The 19,634-nt window shown below is 68.3% G+C and carries 21 protein-coding genes; 5 read left to right on the top strand and 16 right to left on the bottom strand.

All coding sequences use genetic code 11. The features are described 5' to 3' along the window. Nucleotides 1-92: 92 nt before the first annotated feature. Together E0W80_RS13250 and E0W80_RS13245 are read right to left on the bottom strand one after the other, a co-directional pair. Entirely contained in the window at nt 93-419 is a 327-nt protein-coding gene (locus tag E0W80_RS13250; protein WP_131493108.1) for a hypothetical protein, read from the bottom strand. A gap of 67 nt (nt 420-486) precedes the next feature. Next, on the bottom strand, nt 487-930 hold the full coding sequence (locus tag E0W80_RS13245; RefSeq protein WP_131493106.1) for a MarR family transcriptional regulator: 444 nt from the start codon (nt 928-930) through the stop codon (nt 487-489). A 130-nt stretch (nt 931-1,060) separates the two neighbouring features. Between E0W80_RS13245 and E0W80_RS13240 the strand changes: the two genes are divergently transcribed. Continuing rightward, complete coding sequence (locus tag E0W80_RS13240) at nt 1,061-1,303, top strand: hypothetical protein (RefSeq protein ID WP_131493104.1); 243 nt, start codon at nt 1,061-1,063, stop codon at nt 1,301-1,303. Then, a complete protein-coding gene (locus tag E0W80_RS13235; protein WP_131493102.1) occupies nt 1,300-1,854 on the top strand; it encodes a MarR family transcriptional regulator in 555 nt (184 codons plus the stop codon). The genes E0W80_RS13240 and E0W80_RS13235 overlap by 4 nt, the downstream gene beginning before the upstream one ends. Before the next feature lie 26 nt (nt 1,855-1,880). Here the strand turns inward: E0W80_RS13235 and E0W80_RS13230 are convergent, their stop codons facing one another. Further along, nucleotides 1,881-2,198, bottom strand: a complete 318-nt coding sequence (locus E0W80_RS13230; RefSeq protein WP_165875459.1) for a metalloregulator ArsR/SmtB family transcription factor — start codon at nt 2,196-2,198, stop codon at nt 1,881-1,883. Continuing rightward, nucleotides 2,195-2,677, bottom strand: coding sequence for an SRPBCC domain-containing protein (locus E0W80_RS13225; RefSeq protein WP_131493100.1), 483 nt, complete (start codon nt 2,675-2,677; stop codon nt 2,195-2,197). Before E0W80_RS13225 ends, E0W80_RS13230 begins: the two co-directional genes overlap by 4 nt. 183 nt (nt 2,678-2,860) lie before the next feature. Between E0W80_RS13225 and E0W80_RS13220 the strand changes: the two genes are divergently transcribed. Further along, on the top strand, nt 2,861-4,399 hold the full coding sequence (locus E0W80_RS13220) for an SDR family oxidoreductase (RefSeq protein ID WP_131493098.1): 1,539 nt from the start codon (nt 2,861-2,863) through the stop codon (nt 4,397-4,399). Nucleotides 4,400-4,417: 18 nt separating this feature from the next. Here E0W80_RS13220 and E0W80_RS13215 read toward each other — a convergent pair whose 3' ends face one another. The 10 genes from E0W80_RS13215 to E0W80_RS13170 form a co-directional block, all read right to left on the bottom strand. Next, nucleotides 4,418-6,454, bottom strand: coding sequence for a BCCT family transporter (locus E0W80_RS13215; RefSeq protein ID WP_131493096.1), 2,037 nt, complete (start codon nt 6,452-6,454; stop codon nt 4,418-4,420). 137 nt (nt 6,455-6,591) lie between these two features. Beyond that, the gene (locus tag E0W80_RS13210; RefSeq protein ID WP_131493094.1) at nt 6,592-8,331 is read right to left on the bottom strand and encodes an AarF/UbiB family protein; all 1,740 of its coding nucleotides are present in this window, start codon (nt 8,329-8,331) and stop codon (nt 6,592-6,594) included. A gap of 48 nt (nt 8,332-8,379) precedes the next feature. Continuing rightward, nucleotides 8,380-9,042 carry a PadR family transcriptional regulator gene (locus E0W80_RS13205; protein WP_205802346.1) on the bottom strand — a complete coding sequence of 221 codons (663 nt, stop codon included), beginning with the start codon at nt 9,040-9,042 and terminating at the stop codon, nt 8,380-8,382. Nucleotides 9,043-9,406: 364 nt separating this feature from the next. Continuing rightward, nucleotides 9,407-10,747 carry an HNH endonuclease signature motif containing protein gene (locus E0W80_RS13200; protein WP_240740533.1) on the bottom strand — a complete coding sequence of 447 codons (1,341 nt, stop codon included), beginning with the start codon at nt 10,745-10,747 and terminating at the stop codon, nt 9,407-9,409. Between the two features lie 224 nt (nt 10,748-10,971). Beyond that, a complete protein-coding gene (panB, locus tag E0W80_RS13195; RefSeq protein ID WP_131493092.1) occupies nt 10,972-11,841 on the bottom strand; it encodes a 3-methyl-2-oxobutanoate hydroxymethyltransferase in 870 nt (289 codons plus the stop codon). Further along, entirely contained in the window at nt 11,838-12,725 is an 888-nt protein-coding gene (gene panC, locus E0W80_RS13190) for a pantoate--beta-alanine ligase (RefSeq protein ID WP_131493090.1), read from the bottom strand. The genes panB and panC overlap by 4 nt, the downstream gene beginning before the upstream one ends. Then, nucleotides 12,722-13,675 (bottom strand): DUF2520 domain-containing protein, encoded by a 954-nt coding sequence (locus E0W80_RS13185; RefSeq protein ID WP_205802345.1) that lies wholly within the window; start codon nt 13,673-13,675, stop codon nt 12,722-12,724. Before E0W80_RS13185 ends, panC begins: the two co-directional genes overlap by 4 nt. Before the next feature lie 223 nt (nt 13,676-13,898). Beyond that, complete coding sequence (locus E0W80_RS13180; RefSeq protein ID WP_131493089.1) at nt 13,899-15,317, bottom strand: MFS transporter; 1,419 nt, start codon at nt 15,315-15,317, stop codon at nt 13,899-13,901. Nucleotides 15,318-15,417: 100 nt separating this feature from the next. Continuing rightward, nucleotides 15,418-15,984 (bottom strand): TetR/AcrR family transcriptional regulator, encoded by a 567-nt coding sequence (locus tag E0W80_RS13175; protein WP_131493087.1) that lies wholly within the window; start codon nt 15,982-15,984, stop codon nt 15,418-15,420. Nucleotides 15,985-16,049: 65 nt separating this feature from the next. Beyond that, nucleotides 16,050-16,358, bottom strand: coding sequence for a helix-turn-helix transcriptional regulator (locus tag E0W80_RS13170; RefSeq protein ID WP_131493085.1), 309 nt, complete (start codon nt 16,356-16,358; stop codon nt 16,050-16,052). Between the two features lie 82 nt (nt 16,359-16,440). Between E0W80_RS13170 and E0W80_RS19400 the strand changes: the two genes are divergently transcribed. Together E0W80_RS19400 and E0W80_RS19395 are read left to right on the top strand one after the other, a co-directional pair. Then, on the top strand, nt 16,441-17,088 hold the full coding sequence (locus E0W80_RS19400) for an MFS transporter (protein WP_240740532.1): 648 nt from the start codon (nt 16,441-16,443) through the stop codon (nt 17,086-17,088). Further along, the gene (locus E0W80_RS19395; RefSeq protein WP_240740531.1) at nt 17,085-17,669 is read left to right on the top strand and encodes a hypothetical protein; all 585 of its coding nucleotides are present in this window, start codon (nt 17,085-17,087) and stop codon (nt 17,667-17,669) included. Before E0W80_RS19400 ends, E0W80_RS19395 begins: the two co-directional genes overlap by 4 nt. Before the next feature lie 19 nt (nt 17,670-17,688). Here the strand turns inward: E0W80_RS19395 and E0W80_RS13160 are convergent, their stop codons facing one another. Together E0W80_RS13160 and E0W80_RS13155 are read right to left on the bottom strand one after the other, a co-directional pair. Further along, the gene (locus E0W80_RS13160; RefSeq protein ID WP_240740530.1) at nt 17,689-18,192 is read right to left on the bottom strand and encodes a hypothetical protein; all 504 of its coding nucleotides are present in this window, start codon (nt 18,190-18,192) and stop codon (nt 17,689-17,691) included. Nucleotides 18,193-18,398: 206 nt separating this feature from the next. Then, nucleotides 18,399-19,484: a type I restriction endonuclease gene (locus E0W80_RS13155; RefSeq protein ID WP_131493156.1), complete on the bottom strand. Its 1,086-nt coding sequence runs from the start codon at nt 19,482-19,484 to the stop codon at nt 18,399-18,401. Between the last annotated feature and the right edge of the window lie 150 nt (nt 19,485-19,634).

The following is a 19,634-nucleotide window of genomic DNA, read 5'->3' as shown; positions in this document are numbered from 1 at the left end:
GATGTCGTCACCCCCCGGTGACACCGCCACGCACCTCCGTCCGGTCTTCGCGCTGCTTTGCCCAGGAGCGCGGAGTTGACGGAGGCGAGCTTTCAGGCGACCGCGTGCATCGGCGCCGCAGACGGCAACGACGCGGCGAAGTCGGGATCCGTGAGGTCCAGCCCGTTCGCCGAACTCGCGGCAGCCATCATCTTCACCAGCAATGGCCGCTGGAGCTCACGCTCGTCGTCCACCACGAAGCGCACCGGAATCGACGCGTGCATCCACAGGGTCTCGATGGTCGACTCCGTCGTACGCAGTGTGAGCGGGAAGGACTCGCCCCGACGGAGCTTCGTGACGGCGACGAGTCGGAGATGCGCGAGCAGCGGGTCGTCGATCTCGATGACCTTCGATTCTCCGGCGTAGCTGAGCAGACCCATGACGTCCCCTTCCCGTATTTCGTACAGGAATTAGATTACTAGTTTAACTAGCTAAATGGAAGTCGGCCTATTCGATGCCTTCGAGTTCGCGGGCGAGGCGCCGCAGGAACAGCGAGATCGCGGCGAGCTGCTCGGGTGCGAACTCCCTCTCCACCCGCTCGATGCGGCGAGAGATCTCGTCGGCAGGAGAGTGCAGGTCGCGAAGAGACGGACGGATGATCTTCGACCGCGCGTCGTCTGGATGGACGGCCACGACCACCTGACCGCGCTCGGCGAGCCGGCGCACGACGGAGGTGACGGCCGCCGTGCTCACCCCGAGCTGAGCGGCCAGCTCGCCGGGCGTGACCGGGGCATCGACCGGAGCCGACGCGATGATGCGCATGGCCGAGCGATCCGTCTCATTGGGTTGACGCGCTGCCGCCAGCCGTCGACGCAGCTGCGCCTCGGCCCGCCGGAACTCTTCGACATCGCGGGCGAGCTCCGATGCCACGACGTCCAGACCATTCCCCATTACGCACCTCCCCCGCGGCCCAGGTGCCCATGTTACCTCGGCAGCCTTATTACCTGACGAACTAGGGAATTCGGTCGTCGCCGGCACCCTCCCACGATGAGAGGATTGACTCACCGCGCGAAAGGAACCCATGGTCGACCCGGTCACCCTCGAGGACGAGAAGTTCATCGGCTATGCGAGCCTGCTCGAGCACCTACAGAGCCGGTTCCCCGGGATCCCTCGCGACAGGATCGAGCAGATCATCGTGGCGGAGAACGACGCGATCACCGGCGGGTTCCTGCTCGTGGTGCCCGTCGGCGTCGCCGCGGGAGCGGTGGAGATGCTCGAACGGGAGTCCCTCCCCGAGGCTGACGGAGAGGTGGTGGCGTCATGAGCGAGCCCCAGGAGTACACGCGCTCCGGATACTGGTACCCCGACGGCGGGAACGTCAGCACCGTCGACGTGCTGAACATGCTGCGGCGCTACCGGGCGGCCGAGACCGCGATGCGCGCACGCACCCGCGCATCGATGGGAATGAACGAGACCGACCTGATGGCACTGCGCTTCCTGCTCCGGGAGCAGCGGGCGGGCCGCATCGTCCGCCCGATCGACATCGCGAAGATGCTCGACATCTCCACGGCTTCGACGACCACTCTCATCGACCGGCTCGAGAAGGGCGGACACGTCCGTCGCGAGCCCCACCCCACCGACCGCCGCGCGGGAGTCGTGGTGCCGACCGTGAGCAGCGACGAAGAGGTCCGCGCGACCCTCGGGGCCATGCATCGACGCATGCTCGCGCTGGTCGACGAGCTGTCCGACGACGAACGTGCGGTGGTCACGCGGTTCCTCGCCGGCATGACGGCGGCGATCGAAGAGGCCTCCGACCTCGACCAGGAGCTGCGCGACGCCATCCGCGACGAGAAGGACACGGGCCCCGCGCGCTGACCCGCCGTCGCCGACAGCCCGACAGCCTACAGCCCCTCCGCGATCTCCTTGATCGCGGCGAGGCGGCGGTCCCACTCGCGCCCGATCACGTCGAGCTTCGCAGCGGTGGCGGAGAGCTCGGCACCGACCACGCGGAAGCGCACCTCGCGGCCGACCCGCACGGGCTCGACGAGACCGACCTCCTGCAAGACGGCGAGATGCTTCGCGATCGCCTGACGGGACACCGGAAGGCGCCCGGCGAGAGCGGATGCCGACGCCTCCGCCTCCCCGAGCTCCGTCAGAATGCGCCAGCGCGTCTCGTCCGCGAGCGCCGAGAACATGGGCAGGAGGGTTGCTGCGGTCATGCTTCGCCTTCCACCAGGGTGACCATCTTGTCCAGCTCCAGGTCCCAGCCCGTGCGGTGCGACTGCAGGTTGGCGCGCGGGTCGGACGTGCGCTCGAAGCCGCTCTCGACGACCGTGAGGCGCGTGCCACCCTCGGCCTCTTCGAGCGTGAAGGTGAAGACCGTCGAGGTGGTCTCGTCGATGCTGTCGGGCAATGCACCGAGGGCGTCGTCGTTGTTCCAGCGGTAGGTGATGCGCCGCGGCTCGTCGTACTCCTCGACCCGCAGGGGGATCACGTCGTAGTCGGGGAAGGTCATCGTGCCGGTCGCGCCGACCCCGGTGCCGTCGAGCACGGTGCGCCCGAACCACCGGGAGATGTGCTCCGGCTCGGCCACGGCCCGCCAGACCTTGTCGGCGGGTGCCGCGATCAGGATGGTCCGCCGAACGGAGAAGGTCTCCTCGTCGACGACGGATGCCTCGTTGTGGGTCATGTTCACCATGATGGTTCCTTTCGGCGTTTCCTGCATGTTCCGTCGGCCGGTCGGCCGACTGCAACTTCAGAGTTGCATGTCATGGACGGAAACGCAACCCTTGCGTTGCAATAGGGGCTTGTGCCCGTACCGGTCGCCACGACGCCCCGCAACCCCGTTCCACCGGACGCGGGGGCGACCTACGCTCGACCTATGCCCGAACTCACCCACCCCACCGGCCGTGAAGAGGCGCTGCGCGCCGCACCCCGCGACGACGGCTCCGCCCCGCGCGCCCTCGTGCTCGGGGCGACCGGATACATCGGCGGACGCCTGACCCCGCGGCTGCTGAACGCCGGCTACCGGGTGCGGGTCCTGGCGCGTGACTCCGCGCGCGCGGCCTCCTTCCCCTGGGGCGGCGACTGCGAGATCGTCGAAGGCTCGGCGGATGATGCGGATGCCGTGGTCACGGCGATGGACGACGTCGACGTCGTGTACTACCTGATCCACTCGATGTCCGCCGGCAAAGGCTTCGAGGAGAGCGACGAGCGGGCGGCGACGACGGTGGCCGAGGCCGCAGCGCGGGCAGGCGTGCGACGGATCGTGTACCTCGGCGGGCTGCATCCCGACGACGCGAAGCTGTCACCGCACCTGCGCTCGCGTGTTCGTGTGGGGGAGATCTTCCTGCGGTCCGGCGTGCCGACGCTCGTACTGCAAGCGGGCGTCGTGATCGGCTCGGGGTCGGCGTCGTTCGAGATGATCCGCCACCTCACCGACGTGCTGCCGTACATGCCGGCACCGAAGTGGGTGCGAAACCGCATCCAGCCGATCGCCGTCCGCGATGTGCTGCACTACCTGCTCGGGGCGGCGCGCGTCGACGCCGATGTGAACCGTGCCGTCGACATCGGCGGGCCGGACGTGCTGCGCTACGGGCAGATGATGAACGGCTACGCCGTCGAAGCCGGGCTCCGGCAGCGCGCCATCGCCGCCCTCCCCGTGCTCACGCCGGGGCTCGCTTCGCACTGGGTGAACCTGGTGACGCCGGTGCCGCGCTCGATCGCCCGGCCGCTCGTGGCATCGCTGCAGAACGAGTGCATCATGAAGGATCACGCGGTCGACGAGCTGATCCCGCGCCCCGAAGACGGCCTGACCCCGTATCGGCGTGCGGTCGACCTCGCGCTCGGACGGGTGCGCGGCGACAGCATCGAGACCAGCTGGCAGGACTCGGAAGTGTCGGGCGCGCCCAGTGACCCGTTGCCGAGCGACCCGGACTGGGCCGGACGCACCGTGTTCACGGATTCGCGGTCCATCGCCACCCGCGCCTCCGCGGCGGAACTGTGGCGCGTGATCCTGGGCATCGGCGGCGAGAACGGCTGGTACTCCTCCCCGCTGCTGTGGGCCGTGCGGGGGTTCATGGACCGGATCGTGGGTGGCGTGGGCCTGCGTCGCGGCCGCCGGAGCCGCACCGCGGCGAGGGTCGGCGACGCGATCGACTTCTGGCGCGTCGAAGCGGTCGAGAGGACCGAGGCCGAATCCCTGCTGCGCCTCCGCGCCGAGATGAAGGTGCCCGGCGAGGCCTGGCTCGAGCTGCGTGCGGTGCCGGACGGCGAAGGCGCGCGCTACGAGCAGCGCGCGATCTTCTTCCCCCGCGGACTGAGCGGACGCCTGTACTGGCTCGCCGTGCTGCCCTTCCACGGACTGATCTTCGCCGGGATGGCGGCCCGCATCACCGCTGCCGCAGAGGAGGCGTCCTAGCGGATCAGTCCGTGCGGATCAGTCCGTGCGGGGCTGGTCCGGGGCAGCCGTCGGGTCCGGGGCGGCCGTCGGGTCCGGAGCAGCCGTCGGGTCCGGGGCAGCCATCGGGTCCGTGATCGACGCATCGACGACCGCATCCACCTCGGCGGGCGGGATGATGTCGATCGCCTCGGTCGCGGCCTCGTACACCTCGGCGAGCGTCTCGTCGACGGTCGACTCGTCGATCCAGTCGAGGTCGTCCTCGGAGTGGTCGTATTCGACCGGCACGAGCGCGAAGTCGTCGCCGTACTCCTCGAGACCGGCCATGACGCTGTGCCGGACGGCCGCGCGGGCATAACGCTCACGGAGGATCAGCGGATCGCGTCGAAGATCCTTCATGAAGGCGATCATCATGAATCCCATGATGATCGCGAAGGGCAGCGCGGCGATGATCGTGACGTTCTGCAGCGATCGCAGACCGCTGCCCTCCTCGCCGATGACGAGCAGCACGGCGGCGATCGCTCCGACCAGCACACCCCACACGACGGCGACCCAGCGCGACGGCTCCGGCCTGCCCTGCTGAGACAGCGTGCCCATCACGAGGGAGGCCGAATCCGCTCCCGTGACGAAGAAGATGGCGATCAGCACGATGAGGATGGCGCTCGTGATCAGCGAGAACGGCAGGTTCTCGAGCACGCCGAACAGGACCTCCTCCGGCGGGTCGACCGTGAGGTTCGCGCCGTCCATCTGCTGCTGGATCGCCGTGGTGCCGAAGATCGCGAACCAGACGAGAGAGATGGCCGACGGCACCACGATCACGACGGAGACGAACTGGCGAAGGCTGCGCCCGCGCGAGATCTTGGCGATGAACATGCCGACGAACGGCGACCAGGAGATCCACCACGCCCAGTAGAAGATCGTCCAGCCCGACAGGAACGTCTCGGCCGCTTCACCCTGCGATGCCGAGCGGCCGATCATCTGCGGGAGGTCGCCGATGAACTGCACGGCGACCGACGGGATCACGTTGAGGATCAGCAGCGTCGGCCCCACGAAGAACACGAAGAAGGCGAGCAGGAGCGCGACGACCGCATTGATGTTCGACAGCGCGCGGATGCCCTTCGAGACCCCCGAGACGGCCGACGCGATGAAGCAGGCCGTGAGCACGGCGATCACGGCGATCAGGATGCCGTTGCCGAGCTCGCCGATGCCGCTGACGATCTCGACGCCGTGGCCGATCTGCAAGGCGCCCAGACCCAGCGATGCCGCGGTGCCGAACAGTGTGACGATGATCGAGAAGACGTCGATGGTGCGGCCGAGCGGACCGGTCGTGCGCCCCTCGCCGAGCAGCGGCGCGAAGATCGAGGAGATGAGGGGCGTGCGGCCGCGGCGATAGGCGCCATAGGCGATGGCCCCACCGACGAGCGCATAGAACGCCCAGGCCTGCGGACCCCAGTGATACAGCACCTGCGTCTGCGCGGTGTGCATGGCGTCGAGGGTGCTCGCCTCGACCGTGCCCGGCGGCGGGCTCTCGAAGAAGGTGAGCGGCTCGGCGGCACCCCAGAACACGAGGCCGATGCCCATTCCGGCGGCGAAGAGCATCGAGATCCAGGAGAACATCGAGTACTCGGGCTCTTCGTCGTCGCGCCCGAGCGGGATGCGTCCGTAGCGGCTGAAGCCGATGAACAGCATGAACACCAGGATGACGGTGGCGATGGTGGTGAAGAAGAATCCGAAGTACTGGACGACCCAGTCGAGGACCGTGCGGGTGGTGCCGGCGAGGTTGTCCCCCGCGAACACGCCCCACGCGATGAAGGCGAGGGTCAGGGTCGCCGCCACGCCGAACACGAGCGGGTCGGTGCGGTAGGTGCGACCGGTCTCCTCGACCGAGACGCCCGGGACGAGCGCCGGGTGGACGCTGCGCGGGGGGACCGCCGCGATGTCGCGGACGATCTTCTTGGCGGTCTCGGTGGCTTTGGCCGGCAGGCGGTTCACGCCCGTGCCGACGGCGCCTGTCCGGGTGCTCGGAGGGGTCTTTCCTGCGGAGCGTTCATCGGGCTTCTCGTCAGGGGTCTCCATGGCATCCCATCCTGTCACGCGCGGCGCCGCCCCCTCGTTGTGCGATATGCCGGAACATCCGCTCGATCCCCGGCGCCCCGGGCCTGCGGGGGCGCGAGTGCATGCTCGACGCTGCGGGTTTCTCGGGCGTGCCGCGCCTACCGCGAGCCCCGTCGGCCGACGCCGGCGAACAGGGAGTGCAGCAGGGGGAGCGCCGAGACGCAGATCAGCGTGATCCCCAGCGGGGGCACCGCGGGCACGAGCAGTGCACCGCCGATGAGCATCGCCGCGAAGAGCACGCCCGAGGCGATCCGCCGGGCGATGCCCTCGAGCCGATCGAGGCGGCGTTCCAGGCGCGAAGTGTCGAACGAGACGGTGCCGTCGTCGACGCGGGTGATGATGTCGTCGATGCGCTTCGGCAGGCGCCAGGTCGTGTTCATCGTGTCCATCGCCTGGCTCGCGAACGCCTGCACGATGTTGCCGCTCTCGTCGCGCAGCAGACGGCCGGCGTAGGGTTCGGCGGCGTCCCAGACGTTGAACGCGGGGTCGAGGCCGCTGCACATGCCCGAGGTCAACGAGACGGCGCGGATCAGCAGCAGCATGTTCTCGGGCAGCTGCAGCGGGAGCGAGCGCACCATGTCGCCGAACTCCTCCGCGAAGTCACGGAACTCGCGGGGGTCGACCTTGCTGAGCTCGGCGAAACCCATGCCCCCGAACCGGGCGAACAGGGCGGTGAGGGCGCGTTCGAGTTCGCGGGTGTCGGCGGAGGGCAGCAGGACTCCGATCTCCTGCGCCGCAGCGACGAGGCCCCGGCTGTCGCGGCCGGTGACCGCGATCAGGAGGGTGCGCAGGCCGTCGCGGAGGCTCGCCGGGATCTCGGCCATCATGCCGAAGTCGATGAACGTGAGCCGGAAGCCGCCGGGCGTCGCATCTGTCGTATCCGCCGGCGGCGTGGTCGGCGGGGTCGACGGGGTCGGAGAGGTCGGCGTGACGAAGATGTTGCCGGGGTGCGGATCGGCGTGCACGAAGCTGTGCGTGAAGACCTGGTCGAACATGACCTCGGCGAACACCTCGGCGACCTGGGCGGGGTCGATGCCGGCGGCCCGCAGCGCATCCGTGTCGTTGATCTTGATGGCGGTGACGTCGGACAGCGTGAGCACGCGGCGGGTCGATCGCTCCCACACGATCTCCGGCATGCCGACCCGGGGGTCGTCGGCGAAGTTCTCGCGGAACCGTTCGGCGCTCGCGGCTTCGTGCAGGTAGTCGATCTCCTCGCGACTGGTCTCGGCGAACTCCTCGACGAGCGCGGGCGCGTCGACGCGGTCGGCGACGAGGCGCACGCGGGTCAGCCAACGTGCGACCCGACGGAGCGCCGCGAGGTCGACGGCGACGATCTCGTCGATCCCGGGGCGCTGCACCTTGACCACGACGTCTTCGAGGCCGGTGTCGGCCGCGTCGAGTGCGGAGAGTCGGGCACGGTGCACCTGGCCGAGTGAGGCCGCCGCCACCGGGGTGTCGTCGAACCAGGCGTAGGCGCGTTCGAGCGGGATGCCCAGTTCGGCCTCGGCGAGCGCGCGGATCGCCGCGGTCGGGACGGCGGGGACTTCGTCCTGCAGCCCTTCGAGCTCCTTGGTGATCTCCGGAGGGAGCACGTCGAGGCGCGACGACATGAACTGTCCGACCTTGATCATGAGTCCGCCGAGTTCCACGGCGAGCGTGTGGAAGCGGCGCGCGAACGTCTGCATCCGTGGCCCGCGCGTGCGCTCGGCGACCCTGCTCATGCCGAGGCGCGGGAGGACGAGCTCGAACCACCAGATCTTGAGGAACTCCCGGCCGGCGAACGACAGGATGCGGCGGTACCGGGCGCGGTGGGCACCCCGTGCCGCAGCATCCGTCATCGTGTGGCCCTTTCGCAGGTCCTCACTCGATGCCGCCGCACTGCGCGGTCAGTCCTGCGCGAGGATCGAGTACAGCCTACGGCGGGCTTCGTCGAGGACCTCGATCGTCTGCTGCACCTGCTCGGGCGAGCCGCTTCGTCCGACCTGGGCGGCAGCGGCGGCGAGGTCGACGCCCGCCTTCGGGAGTGCGTTGAACCGGGCGCTGTCGCGGTGTCCGTCCTTGCCGGACGACGACTCCCACGGGGCCGGGGTCTCGGAGCTCTCGTCGGCGACGGCGCGGCCGGCCTCGGTGAGCGAGTAGGTCTTTCGGCCGCTCTGCTCCTCGGCCTCGATGAGTCCTTCGTCGGCGAGCAGCTGCAGAGTGGGGTACACGGAGCCGGCGCTCGGCTTCCAGGTGCCGCCGCTGCGCTCGGCGATCTCGTTGATGATCTGGTAGCCGTGCATGGGCTTCTCGGCGAGGAGTGAGAGCACGGCGGCGCGGACGTCGCCGCGGGCCATGCGCGAGCCGCCGGATGGGCGGGACTCGAACGACTTGCGGAGCTGGTCCATGGCTTCGAAGATCGCGGCGGCGGGCCCGCCGGGGCCTGCGCCGAACCCGGAGCCGGATCCGAACCCGGATCCGCCGAAGATTCCGCCCGGTCCGCCGGAGCCGCCGTTGTTCCCGGAGCCGCCGTTGCCGCCGAACGGGTTGGAGGGGAATGCGTTGTTCATGATGACCTCCTGCTGTGGTGAACGATACTCAACGATATATCGTTCAGGCTGTGGGTTGGGTGGGAGTTCTCGGTCGGCGACAAGGTCTCGGGTGCCGCCCCTCCCGGTTCAGGGCACGAAGACCGCGCTGATCACCGCCCTCCGAGGGCCGATCTCTGACCACCGCCCTCTGATGTCCGCTCTCTGAGGGCACCCTCTGACAACCGCTCGCCGACAGCCACTCGCTGATAACCATTCCCCGACAACCACCCTCTGATAACCACTCCCTGATAACCACTCCCCGACAACCGCCCTCTGACACTCCCCGACAACCGCCCTCCGGCAACCACTCACTGACAGCCGGGAACCTCGCACGGTGTCGCGCTCAGGCCGCAATGTCGAAGCGCGCTCGTCCCCCCAGGCGCGGCATGCGGGCGGGGTCGACGTATCCGGGTGGAATGAACCACACCCGTCCTACCGCGCCAGCCCCATCGATACGGATCTCCCACTCGTTGTCGTGAATGCGATGGTGACAGGTCTCACACAGCAGCACACCATTGGACAGATCCGTCGGCCCGCGATCTCGCCTCCACCAGCGGATGTGATGCGCTTTCGTCATCTCCGGCGGCAACCCGCACATCGCGCACCCACCGTCCCGCTCCACCAGAGCCAGCCGTTGCGCCCGGGTGAACAGGCGTCTCTCCCGCCCCCAGTCCAAAACCTCGCCCGCACCGCCGAGCACGCACGGGATCACGCCCCCGCCCGCGGCCATCCGCCGCGCCGCACCGACACTGACCGGCTGTTCGATCCCGTCGACCTCTGCGGCTCCGGATCCGGACTCCAGATCCTCCAGCCGCATCCGCACCACGACCGTCGCACCCGCCAACGGCACCCGCTGCGCACACCCGAGAACATGCGCGGCGAACACGGCCAGCGCATCCGCCTGCAGCATCGGCACCGAACGACGATCCGCATCGACTGCATCGGGATCCGGCGCATCCTTCCGCGCCGCGAACGCCGCTGAGACATACCCCCGGATCGCCGTCACGACCGGAGCCGCCGATTCCGCATCCAGCACCGCGCTCAGATGCACCATGCCGTCACGCTCGAACAACGTCAGCGCACGCTTTCCGCGGCGCTCTTCCTCCTTCGGCTCGACCCCGTGCGGGTCGAGCCACGCCTCCGCGCGGACCACGAGCTTGCGGACGTCGTCGAGCGCGAGACCCTGAGCCTTCTCGGCAAGCACCCGCTCCCCCTCGGCGACGCGTTCCGGGCCGGCAGCCACTCGACACCGATCCAGCAGCCCGACGATCATCGCCGCCGCCTGCGCACTGAGAGCCCCGGTGGCCAGCGCCTCGCGTACGAGCGGATACCTCGCCGGCAAGCGCGCTCCGATCAGATCCATACGCGGCGCCGTCGCCTCGCCGACCTTGACGAGACGCTGCGCATCACCCGTCGATACTCCCGACGTCGCTGCGATCAGCTTCGCCGGACTCCGAAAGCCCTGTTGCTTCGCGAGGCTCTCTGCTCCCAACTCGGGGCGCGACTCGCGTGAGATACCAGCCGCCACCTCCACGTGCACAGCATCCAGACGCCGCTGCAACAGACCGATCGCATCGTTGACGGCGATCAGCTGCGCTCGAGACAGATCGCCGGTCTCCTCGGCGCGCGACCACGCGTCATCGAGGCGAGCCATCGCCTCGTGCAACCCGGTCAAAGTGGACATGCTTCACTCTAACCCGGAACGGCTCTACTTTCGAAGCTTTATTCGATTGCATGCCGGAATATCGCCAAGCATGCATGCAAGCTATCCACAAGCGCGGGACTACACGCCGCCAGTCTTCGAAACTATGTACTATGCAAGCATGACCCCACACAATGACCCCGGATGCGAGTCGCACGCCCGCGATGCTCTCGATGGGGCCGGCGATCGGCCACGCGCCGGCTGGATCAGCGCGTCGCGAGCATCTCCTCCAGGCGCGCCGCCTCACCGCGCGCCATCGTGTAGCCGTGCTCCGCCGCAGGATACGCACCGCTGCGCACCTCCCGCGCGTATGCCTCGACGCCGTCGATGGCTGCACTGCGCAGATCGGCGTAGCGCTTGACGAACTTTGCCGCCCCGCCGTCATAGAGCCCGAGGAGGTCGTGGAAGACGAGCACCTGCCCGTCGGCACCCGCTCCGGCGCCGATACCGATCACCGGGATGTCGAGGCGCGGCATGAGGACTGCGGTCACTTCGGAGGGCACTGCTTCGATCACGAGCATCGCGCGCCCGGCATCCTGCAGGGCGAGGGCATCATCGATCACGGCGAGCGCGGCTTCGGCGGTTCGACCCTGCGCGCGGTAGCCGCCGAGAGCCGTCGCGGTCTGCGGGGTGAGTCCGACGTGCCCGACCACGGGAATGCCGGCTTGCACCAGGGCCCGAGCGCGGTCGACGGTCGTGCCGCCGCGCTCGATCTTCACGAGGTCGCAGCCAGCCTCCTTGATGAAGCGCTGTGCCGTCGCGAGGGCGAGTTCGTCAGAGGCTTCATACGATCCGAAGGGCAGGTCGCCGATGAGCAGCGGGGAGGTCAATCCGCGGCGAACAGCCTTGGTGAGCATGAGCATCTCGTCGACCGTGACCGGCACCGTGCTGTCGTAGCCGAGCACGGTCATCGCGGCCGAGTCGCCCACGAGCACGATGTCGACCCCGGCAGCTTCCACGATCTGCGCGCTGGGGTGGTCATACGCGGTGACCATGACGAGCGCTTCGCCCGCGTCCTTCTTCGCGGCGAGGGCAGCGAGGGTGACACGGGGGTGGGAACCAGCTTGGGCACTCATGCGCGGACCTCCGTCGCGGTGGGGCCGGCGGCGACGTCGCCCCCGGAGAGGATGTGGTTGTCGATGAGCCGAGCAGCCCCGACGTGCGCAGCCACGGCGAGGAGGGCGTCACGGTCGACGCGCGCGAGAGGGCGCAGAGTCTCGGCATCGCGGAGCTCGAGGTACTCCGGATCGATGTCGGCCTCGTCCAGCACGCGACGAGCGGTCGACAGGATGCTGCCGGCGTCACGGGCACCGCCGTCGAACACCGCGGTCGCTTCGTCGAGGGCACGGTTGAGCGCGGTCGCCTGAGCACGGGCGTCCGCATCGAGGTAGACGTTGCGCGAGCTCATCGCGAGCCCGTCGGCCTCGCGCACGATCGGGCAGGCGACGATCCGCACGTCCAGGTCGAGGTCGCGTACGACGCGGCGGACGACCAGCACCTGCTGCGCATCCTTCTGCCCGAAGTAGGCGGCATCAGGGCGGACGATCCCGAACAGCTTCGTGACGACCGTGGCGACGCCGTCGAAGTGATGTGCGCCGCGACTCGCACCGTCGAGAACATCGGTGAGGCCGGCGACGTGGATGTTCGTCGCGAACCCGTCGGGGTAGATCTCGGATGCCGCGGGGGCGAAGAGAATATCCACGCCCTCGGCTTCGGCGAGCGCGGCGTCTCGCGCCTCGTCACGCGGGTAGGTGCTGAGGTCTTCGTTCGCGCCGAACTGCGTCGGGTTGACGAAGAGCGAGACGACGACGAGATCAGAAGCCGCTCGGGCCGCACGCATGAGAGAGAGGTGTCCGTCATGGAACGCCCCCATCGTGGGGACGAGCCCGACCGACGAGTCCGTGCGCCGAGCGTCGCGGACGGCCGCCCGAACGTCGGTGATCGTGCGGAGGATCCTCATACAGAAGACTCCTTCTCTTCGCCGGCCGTTTCTCGCGACGGGCTCTCCCGCGCCCCCTCACGCGACACGGCCCCCCGCGACGGCACCCCTCGCGACGGCATCCCTCGCGACGGCATCCCTCGCGACCCTTCCTCCCGCGACACCATCTCCCGCGACGCCATCTCACCCGACCCCTCCCGCGACACCGCCTCCCGCGGCAGCACCCCTGGCGACTCTTCCTCCCGCGAGGCGATCGTTCGCGTGGCCACGGCGAGGGCGTCGAACAGTACCTGCAGCTCGTGTTCCTCCGCAGCCGACCTCTGACGCGCGACCGTGGCTTCATCCCCTCGGGCGATCGGTCCGGTGAGAGCTTCCTGCGCTCCGACGCGTGCCCAGTTCTCGATGGTGCGACCGACGAGCGGGGTGAGGAGTTCGCGAGCCTCGCCCTCGGGGATACCGGCGGCGACGGCGAGTTGCTCGGCCGCATCGAGCACCGTCAGCACGAAGTTCGAGGCGAACGATGCGGCCGCGTGATAGCTCACGCGGTGCTCGTCGTCGACCGTGAACGGACGGGCCCCGAGCACGCGGGCCAGCTGCTCGGCGACAGAGCGGGCTTCGTCGGTGCGGCCGGCGACCGCGGCGCCGATGCCGTGGAATACCTCGGGCGGCTCGGTCCCCGTGAAGGTCTGCAGGGGGTGGAAACGGAAGTCGACGTCGTCGAGCGAGGTGGCACCCGAGACGTGTCCGACGAACCGCACATGCGGTCGTGCGACGAACGCAACCGCCGGGATGGCGCGGTCCGGCACGCAGAGCAGCGCGATATCCGCTTTCGGCATCGATTGGTCGCGCCGGAGGGGTCCGAGGACGTCGAACCCGGCCGCGCGCAGAGCCCCGGCGAGCACACGTCCGACACGACCGGCGCCGACGATGGCGATGGTCGTTCCTGGCGCGAGTGCGGTGGAGGTCTGCATGTCGATTCCCCGAGCCGATTCACGACGGCCGGGATGCCAGAAGTATCCGCCCATCTCGGCATCCGTTCCAAATCTGAGGCCAGAATGACAACCAAAAGACAACCATCACTTGTCATTACCGTGACTCCCGGCGAACTCAGAGGGTCATTTCGATCCCATCCACGCGAACGAGCCCGTGGAGAACGTGCCCTGCGCCGTCGTCCACGGGCTCGCTCCGACACCCTCAGTCGCGGCGCCAGACCGCGACGATCGCCGCGCCGACGACCGCCAGTCCTGCCGCGCCGAGGAAGAGCCAGGAGAACCCGCCCGTGAGGGCCTCGGCGTGTGAGGCCCCTTCCGCCGAGAGTGCCGCGGTGCGGAGCCCGGCGACCGTGCCGAGCACCGCGAGCCCGATCGCGCCACCGAACTGCTGACTGGTGTTGACGAGTCCACCCGCGAGTCCGGCCTCTCCGCCCTCGACGCCATCCACGGCGAGCTGGGTGGTCGCGACGACCGCGCCGCCGAGTCCGACGCCGATCAGGAGGGTCGGACCGAGCAGGTGCGTGAGGAACGCGGCATCCACCGGAGATGCGGAGAGCCACACGAGCCCTGCCGCCAGGAGGAGCAGCGCCCCGATCAGCACCGGCCGCGTGCCGACGCGGGCGATCACGGCGGGGACCGCGCCGGCGACCAGCACGAGCACACCGGCGAGGGGCAGCTGCGTGAGGCCTGCGGTCAGGGCGTCATAGCCGAGCACGGCCTGCATATAGACCGAGAGGGCGAAGAAGAGGGCGACCATGGTGGCCCCGCCCAGCAGCATGACGATGTTGCCGAGCGCGAGGTTGCGGTTCCGGAACACGCGGAGCGGGACGAGAGGAGCGGCGGCGCGGCGCTCGATCGCCACGAAGACCCCGCCGAGCACCAGCGCGAGGGCGAGCAGTCCCAGCGGCAACGGATGCACGAACCCGACCTGCTCGACCGCGCTGAGGGCACCGACGAGCGAGACCAGTGCGGCAGTGACGGTCACGGCGCCGGCAGCGTCCAGTCGACCGGAGACACGGAGGCCGTCGCGCGTGATCAGCAGCGGGATCGCGATGAGCACGAGCCCACCGATCGGCACGTTCACGAAGAACACCGACTGCCAGCCGAGGGTCGCCGTGAGCACCCCACCGAGCAGAACCCCTGCGGCGGATCCGGCGCCGGCGACCGCTCCCCACACGCCCAGCGCCTTGGTGCGTTCGGCGTCGTCCGGGAACAGCTGGGTCAGCAGCGCGAGGGCGGCCGGGGCGAGGAGCGCGGCCGACACCCCCTGCAGGGCGCGGGCGGAGAGGAGCATCTCGCTCGAGAAGGAGAAACCGGCGAGCGCGGATGCTGCCACGAACCCGGCCGCGCCGAGGAGGAACACCCGGCGGTGCCCGTATCGGTCGGCGAGGCGTCCGCCGAGGAGGAGAAGGCCACCGAACGCGAGCACGTAGGCGGTGATCACCCACGAGAGGGTGGCGGTATCCATGCCCAGCTGCCGCCCGATGACGGGGAGGGCGATGTTCACGATCGAGGCGTCGAGCACCACGAGGAACTGGGCGAGGGCGAGGACGCTGAGGGCGACCCAGCGACGCGTGCTGCGCGGTGCGGCGACCGCCGGGAGGGAAGTGAGGGTGGTCATGTCGTGCTCCGTTTCTGGATTCTTGTGGGTGGAGGAGGTGTTGAGTGATTGCTCACTCACTCTTGAAGACGCGGAAAAGGACCCGCCTCCGACAGAAGCATCAGTCGGGGTGCGTGATCCCCTTGGTCAGCAGGGCGACCCAGTCCCCCGGGCGCCCGTCGAGCTGCGTCGTGACGATCAGGTGACAGAGCTGCCCGTACGCGATGAAGCGCTGCACGTCGTCGTCGCTCGCCCGTGAACGGGTCTTCGCGAACGTCGTGACGCGTTCGAGCCCTTGCCGCAGCGCCCCACCCACGGCGGGGATCTCGGCGACCGACTGCGCGTGCACCTGCAACATCAGCAGCGTCCGGTCGGAGATGAGGTGCGCGTAGGCATCACCCATCGCGTCGAGCACGCCTTCCGGCGAGGTGTCGGCGGCGGCATCCGCCCCCTCCTCGAGAGCGGCGAGGATCGCGTCGAAGCAAGCCTCGAGCGCCACGACGAACAGCGCCTCCTTGCCGGAGTACAGCTTGAAGACGTAGGCCGGCGAGATCTTGGCCTCGCGAGCCACGTCGGCGACGGTCGTGCCGTGATAGCCACCGCGCGCGAACGCCGCCAGCGCTGCCGCAGCCACGAGGGGCCGCCGGGCGTCGGCTGTCGAGAGGATGGAACTGCGAGTGCTGGACATATGAGTGACTATACACTCACTCTTGCGGGTGGGCAAGGAATCCCGGCTCGACGACCGGCGGGCGATCACGGAGTGCGCAGCACCGAATCCAACAGCCCCGGGAAGAGCGAGTCGAGGTCGTCGCGTCGGAGCGTCAGCATCCGCCGGCGCCCGTTGGGCTCGTTGCGGATGACTCCGGCTTCGCGCAGCACTTTCATGAAGTGCGACTTGGTCGACTTCGGGAGGTTCGGATCGGTGGCATGGCAGGCGGCCATGTCGAGGGGTCCGTCGGCGAGCTGGCGCGCGATGGCGAGGCGCTCGGGGTCGCTGAGCGCGAAGAGCACATCCGTGAGCTGGATCTCGGAACGTTCCGGGTGAGGGAGATCGCCAGGCATGGTTCGAGAATAGTTGAACAATCACAGGATGGCGAGTACGCTCCGATAGTTCGATGATTCTCGAACCTTATGAGGAGTCGCCATGACCAGCACCGCGCCGATCATCCGTCCGTCGATGGCAGGCAACACCTCGCCCGGCGCAGTCCCCCGGGCGCGGCTCGGATTCGTGCTGGCGATCGTGGCGCAGATCCTGATGATGGTCGGGGCGAGTGCGCCGTCGCCGTTCTATCCGGTGCTCGCGCAGGACATCGGGTTCCCGGCTGTGGTGATCAGCGCCGTGTTCGCGGTGTACGCGGTGGCACTGCTGCTCACGCTCCTCACCGCCGGTTCGCTCTCGGATCACGTGGGTCGTCGCCCGGTCGCGATCGCCGGGTTCCTGCTGCTGGCCGGGAGCATGTTCCTCTTCTGGCACGCGGATGCCGTCGCGGTGCTGTTCCTCGCGCGCATCCTGCAGGGCGTGGCGAGTGGTCTGCTGATCTCGGCTTTGTCGGCGACGGTGCTCGACTTCGCACCGGGTGGGCGCGCCGGGGTCGCGGCGCTGTGGAACGCGCTGAGCCCCGGGATCGGACTCGCGCTCGGGGCGCTCGCGTCCGGGGTGATGCTCGACGTGAGCGGCGAGGCCCTGCTCGACGTGTTCGCGCCCTTGAGCTCGGTCTACCTCGTGCTGGCGGCGCTGTTCCGCTGGTGCCGGAGACCGCGCCGCGCACGCCCGGAGTGTGGTCGTCGTTGAGCTTCCGGCTGTCGATCCCTCCGGCGATTCGGGCCGACTTCTGGCGTGGGGCTCCGGCCGTGATCGCGGGGTGGGCGACGGGTGGACTCTTCCTGTCACTCGGCGCGAACATCGTGCGGGGTGAGCTCGGCGGGGAGGCGCACGTGTGGCAGGGGCTCGGCGTCGGGCTGCTCGCCGGTGTCGGTGCGGTGACGGCCTTCGTGCTGCGGCGGATCTCCGCGCGATCGATGGTGCTGTTCGGTACGTCGGCGCTCGGGGTCGGGACGCTGCTGTCGCTGATCGCGCTGGGGATGGGGTCGCTGCCGTTCTACCTCGTCGCGGCGGCGGTCACCGGCATGGGATTCGGAACCGCGTTCTCAGGAGTCGTCGCGTCGTTGGCTCCGCGGATCCCGGCGACGCAGCGGGCCGACACCTTCGCCGTCCTGTATGTGCTGGCGTATCTGGCCTTCGGAGTGCCGGCCGTGGTCGCCGGTGCGCTGGTCGGGGTGTTCGGGCTCGAAGCGGTGTGCGTCGGGTACGGGATCGTGGTGATCGCGCTCGCGGGGATCGCGTTCGGACTGCGGGGGCGGGCGGGGCGGTAGGCCGCGCGCCGTCCGGGCGTCAGGGCCCCGTCACGACGTCGATGACCCCGAGTGGGAAGGGACTGAAGTAAGACCACGACTCAGACGAGAAGTGCTCGAGCGGGGTGAGCTGGAACCACACGTGCGAGACCACGAGTGCCACGGCGACGAGCAGGCCGGATCCTTGGATCGCACGTTCCAGTGTCCTCAGGGCGGCCCGCTCATCCGATGCCTTGGTGACGCGCCCAATCGCGATCAGGACGATCAGCGCGATGCCGACATAGACGAACACGCTGGGACGGAGTGCCAACGAGACGCACATCGGAGCCTGCTCGACCGACCGGCCCTCCGCGTCGATGAACCCGCCCTCAGCATCGATTCCTCCCGGGCAGAATCCCTTGCTGCCGCTCATGAAGACGGAGTAGAGGACTCCCGCGACGAGGGCCCAGATGAGGAGCCGTCGGATGCCTACGATCACCACAGCTCCGGGGAGCCCGGCAGCAGTGGTGTCGGGCTGCGACGCCGGGGACGGTGTGAGTGACACGGCGGACTCCTTCGAGGTCGGTCCTCTTCATCATGTCGGAGGAACCGGGGGTGGGGGAAGGGGGGCGGACCGGCACGCTCGTCCTCGGTGATCACGACATCTGCCCAGGCGATCTTGACAACGCGGCGAGGTAGTCGCGATGCAGCCGCTCGACCGTTGAGCGTGGCAGATTCGACCGCGCGGTTTCCGCGCCCGAGACTACGTCCCTAGTCCTTGTACCGACGAACCGCCTCCCGAATCTCGTCAGCGTGGGAGTAGATCTCATCCAACTCGTCAATCGGGTGTCGCGTTTCGGTCTTGTCCTCATCCAACAGACCCAAGTACTTCTGTTTTCCGTTGAAGTGAAGACGCGCAATCGGCTTCCGGTTGTTGTCGTCAAGCAGCACAGCAAAGTAGCTCTTTGCGTCGCGATGCGTGACCCTTTGCGGCTTCACCTCGCCACAAGCGATGGCCTTGACGATCTGGTAACCCTCGAGCTCCTCGAGAGTGGTCTCAATCTCAGTGTCGCGGTCAAGATCTGCCTCCACCGCCTCGGCACTTGTTGCTGGCGCCGGGTCAGCGGCCTGGGCGATGCCGCTCACCCCGAGAGCTGCCTTCAAGCGGTCATTCACGCGCTCATTCAGGAACTGATGCGCTGCCTTGCCAACCAATCCCGTGAACTGCTGTCGTACCTTCTGTGTGTAGGAGCCGTCATAGACGCGCGTCGCAAAGAACTTGATCCATTCATCAGTGGGCTCACGGAACTGGCTCGCGATCTCTCTCTTGAGCGCCCCGATGTACTTCAGTTCCTCAGCTGCGCTGATGATTGATTCAAGGTCGAAGCTCTCTTTGCTGAGCTTCTGGATCTCGGGGATGAGGGTCTCATCGATGTCAAGCAGATCAAGAACGAGGAACGGCTTGCCATCCATGCGGTTCGGCGCATCCAGGTCTGTGTAGAAGTGCCAAAGGACACCATTGGTCAGCACCGCGATCCGAGCATTGGTAACGGAGAAGTACCGGAACAGTTGAGATGCATGCTCGACTTTGAGTGAACCCATCGATGGCTTGCACTCGATGAGAATCTGAACCTCACCGTCGCGCATGATGGCGTAGTCAACCTTCTCGCCCTTCTTGGTTCCCACGTCTGCAGTGAACTCCGGGACGACCTCCAGCGGGTCGAAGACGTCGTAGCCAAGGATGGTCGAGATGAACGGCATGACGAATGCGTTCTTCGTCGCTTCCTCGGTTCCGATCGCCGTCGCCTGGTTCTTCACCTTCGTTGCGAGGGAATCGAGACGCTCTGAAAACTCCACCATCACTCCGTTCTTCGTTGAACACGCTTTGATCGAGACGATAGCGGAATCGCAGTTTCGCCGCCTCTCGGACTCCTCTAGGCCTGCCGTCGGCTTCCCAGCGAATCAGGTAGGCCACCGCAGGACTCCCATCGAGCAAGCCAGCTGCTA

It is taken from the genome of Microbacterium sp. PI-1 (genome assembly GCF_004337555.1).
GTDB classification, from domain to species: Bacteria; Actinomycetota; Actinomycetes; order Actinomycetales; family Microbacteriaceae; genus Microbacterium; species Microbacterium aurugineum.
This window is presented reverse-complemented; position numbering and strand designations above follow the sequence as displayed.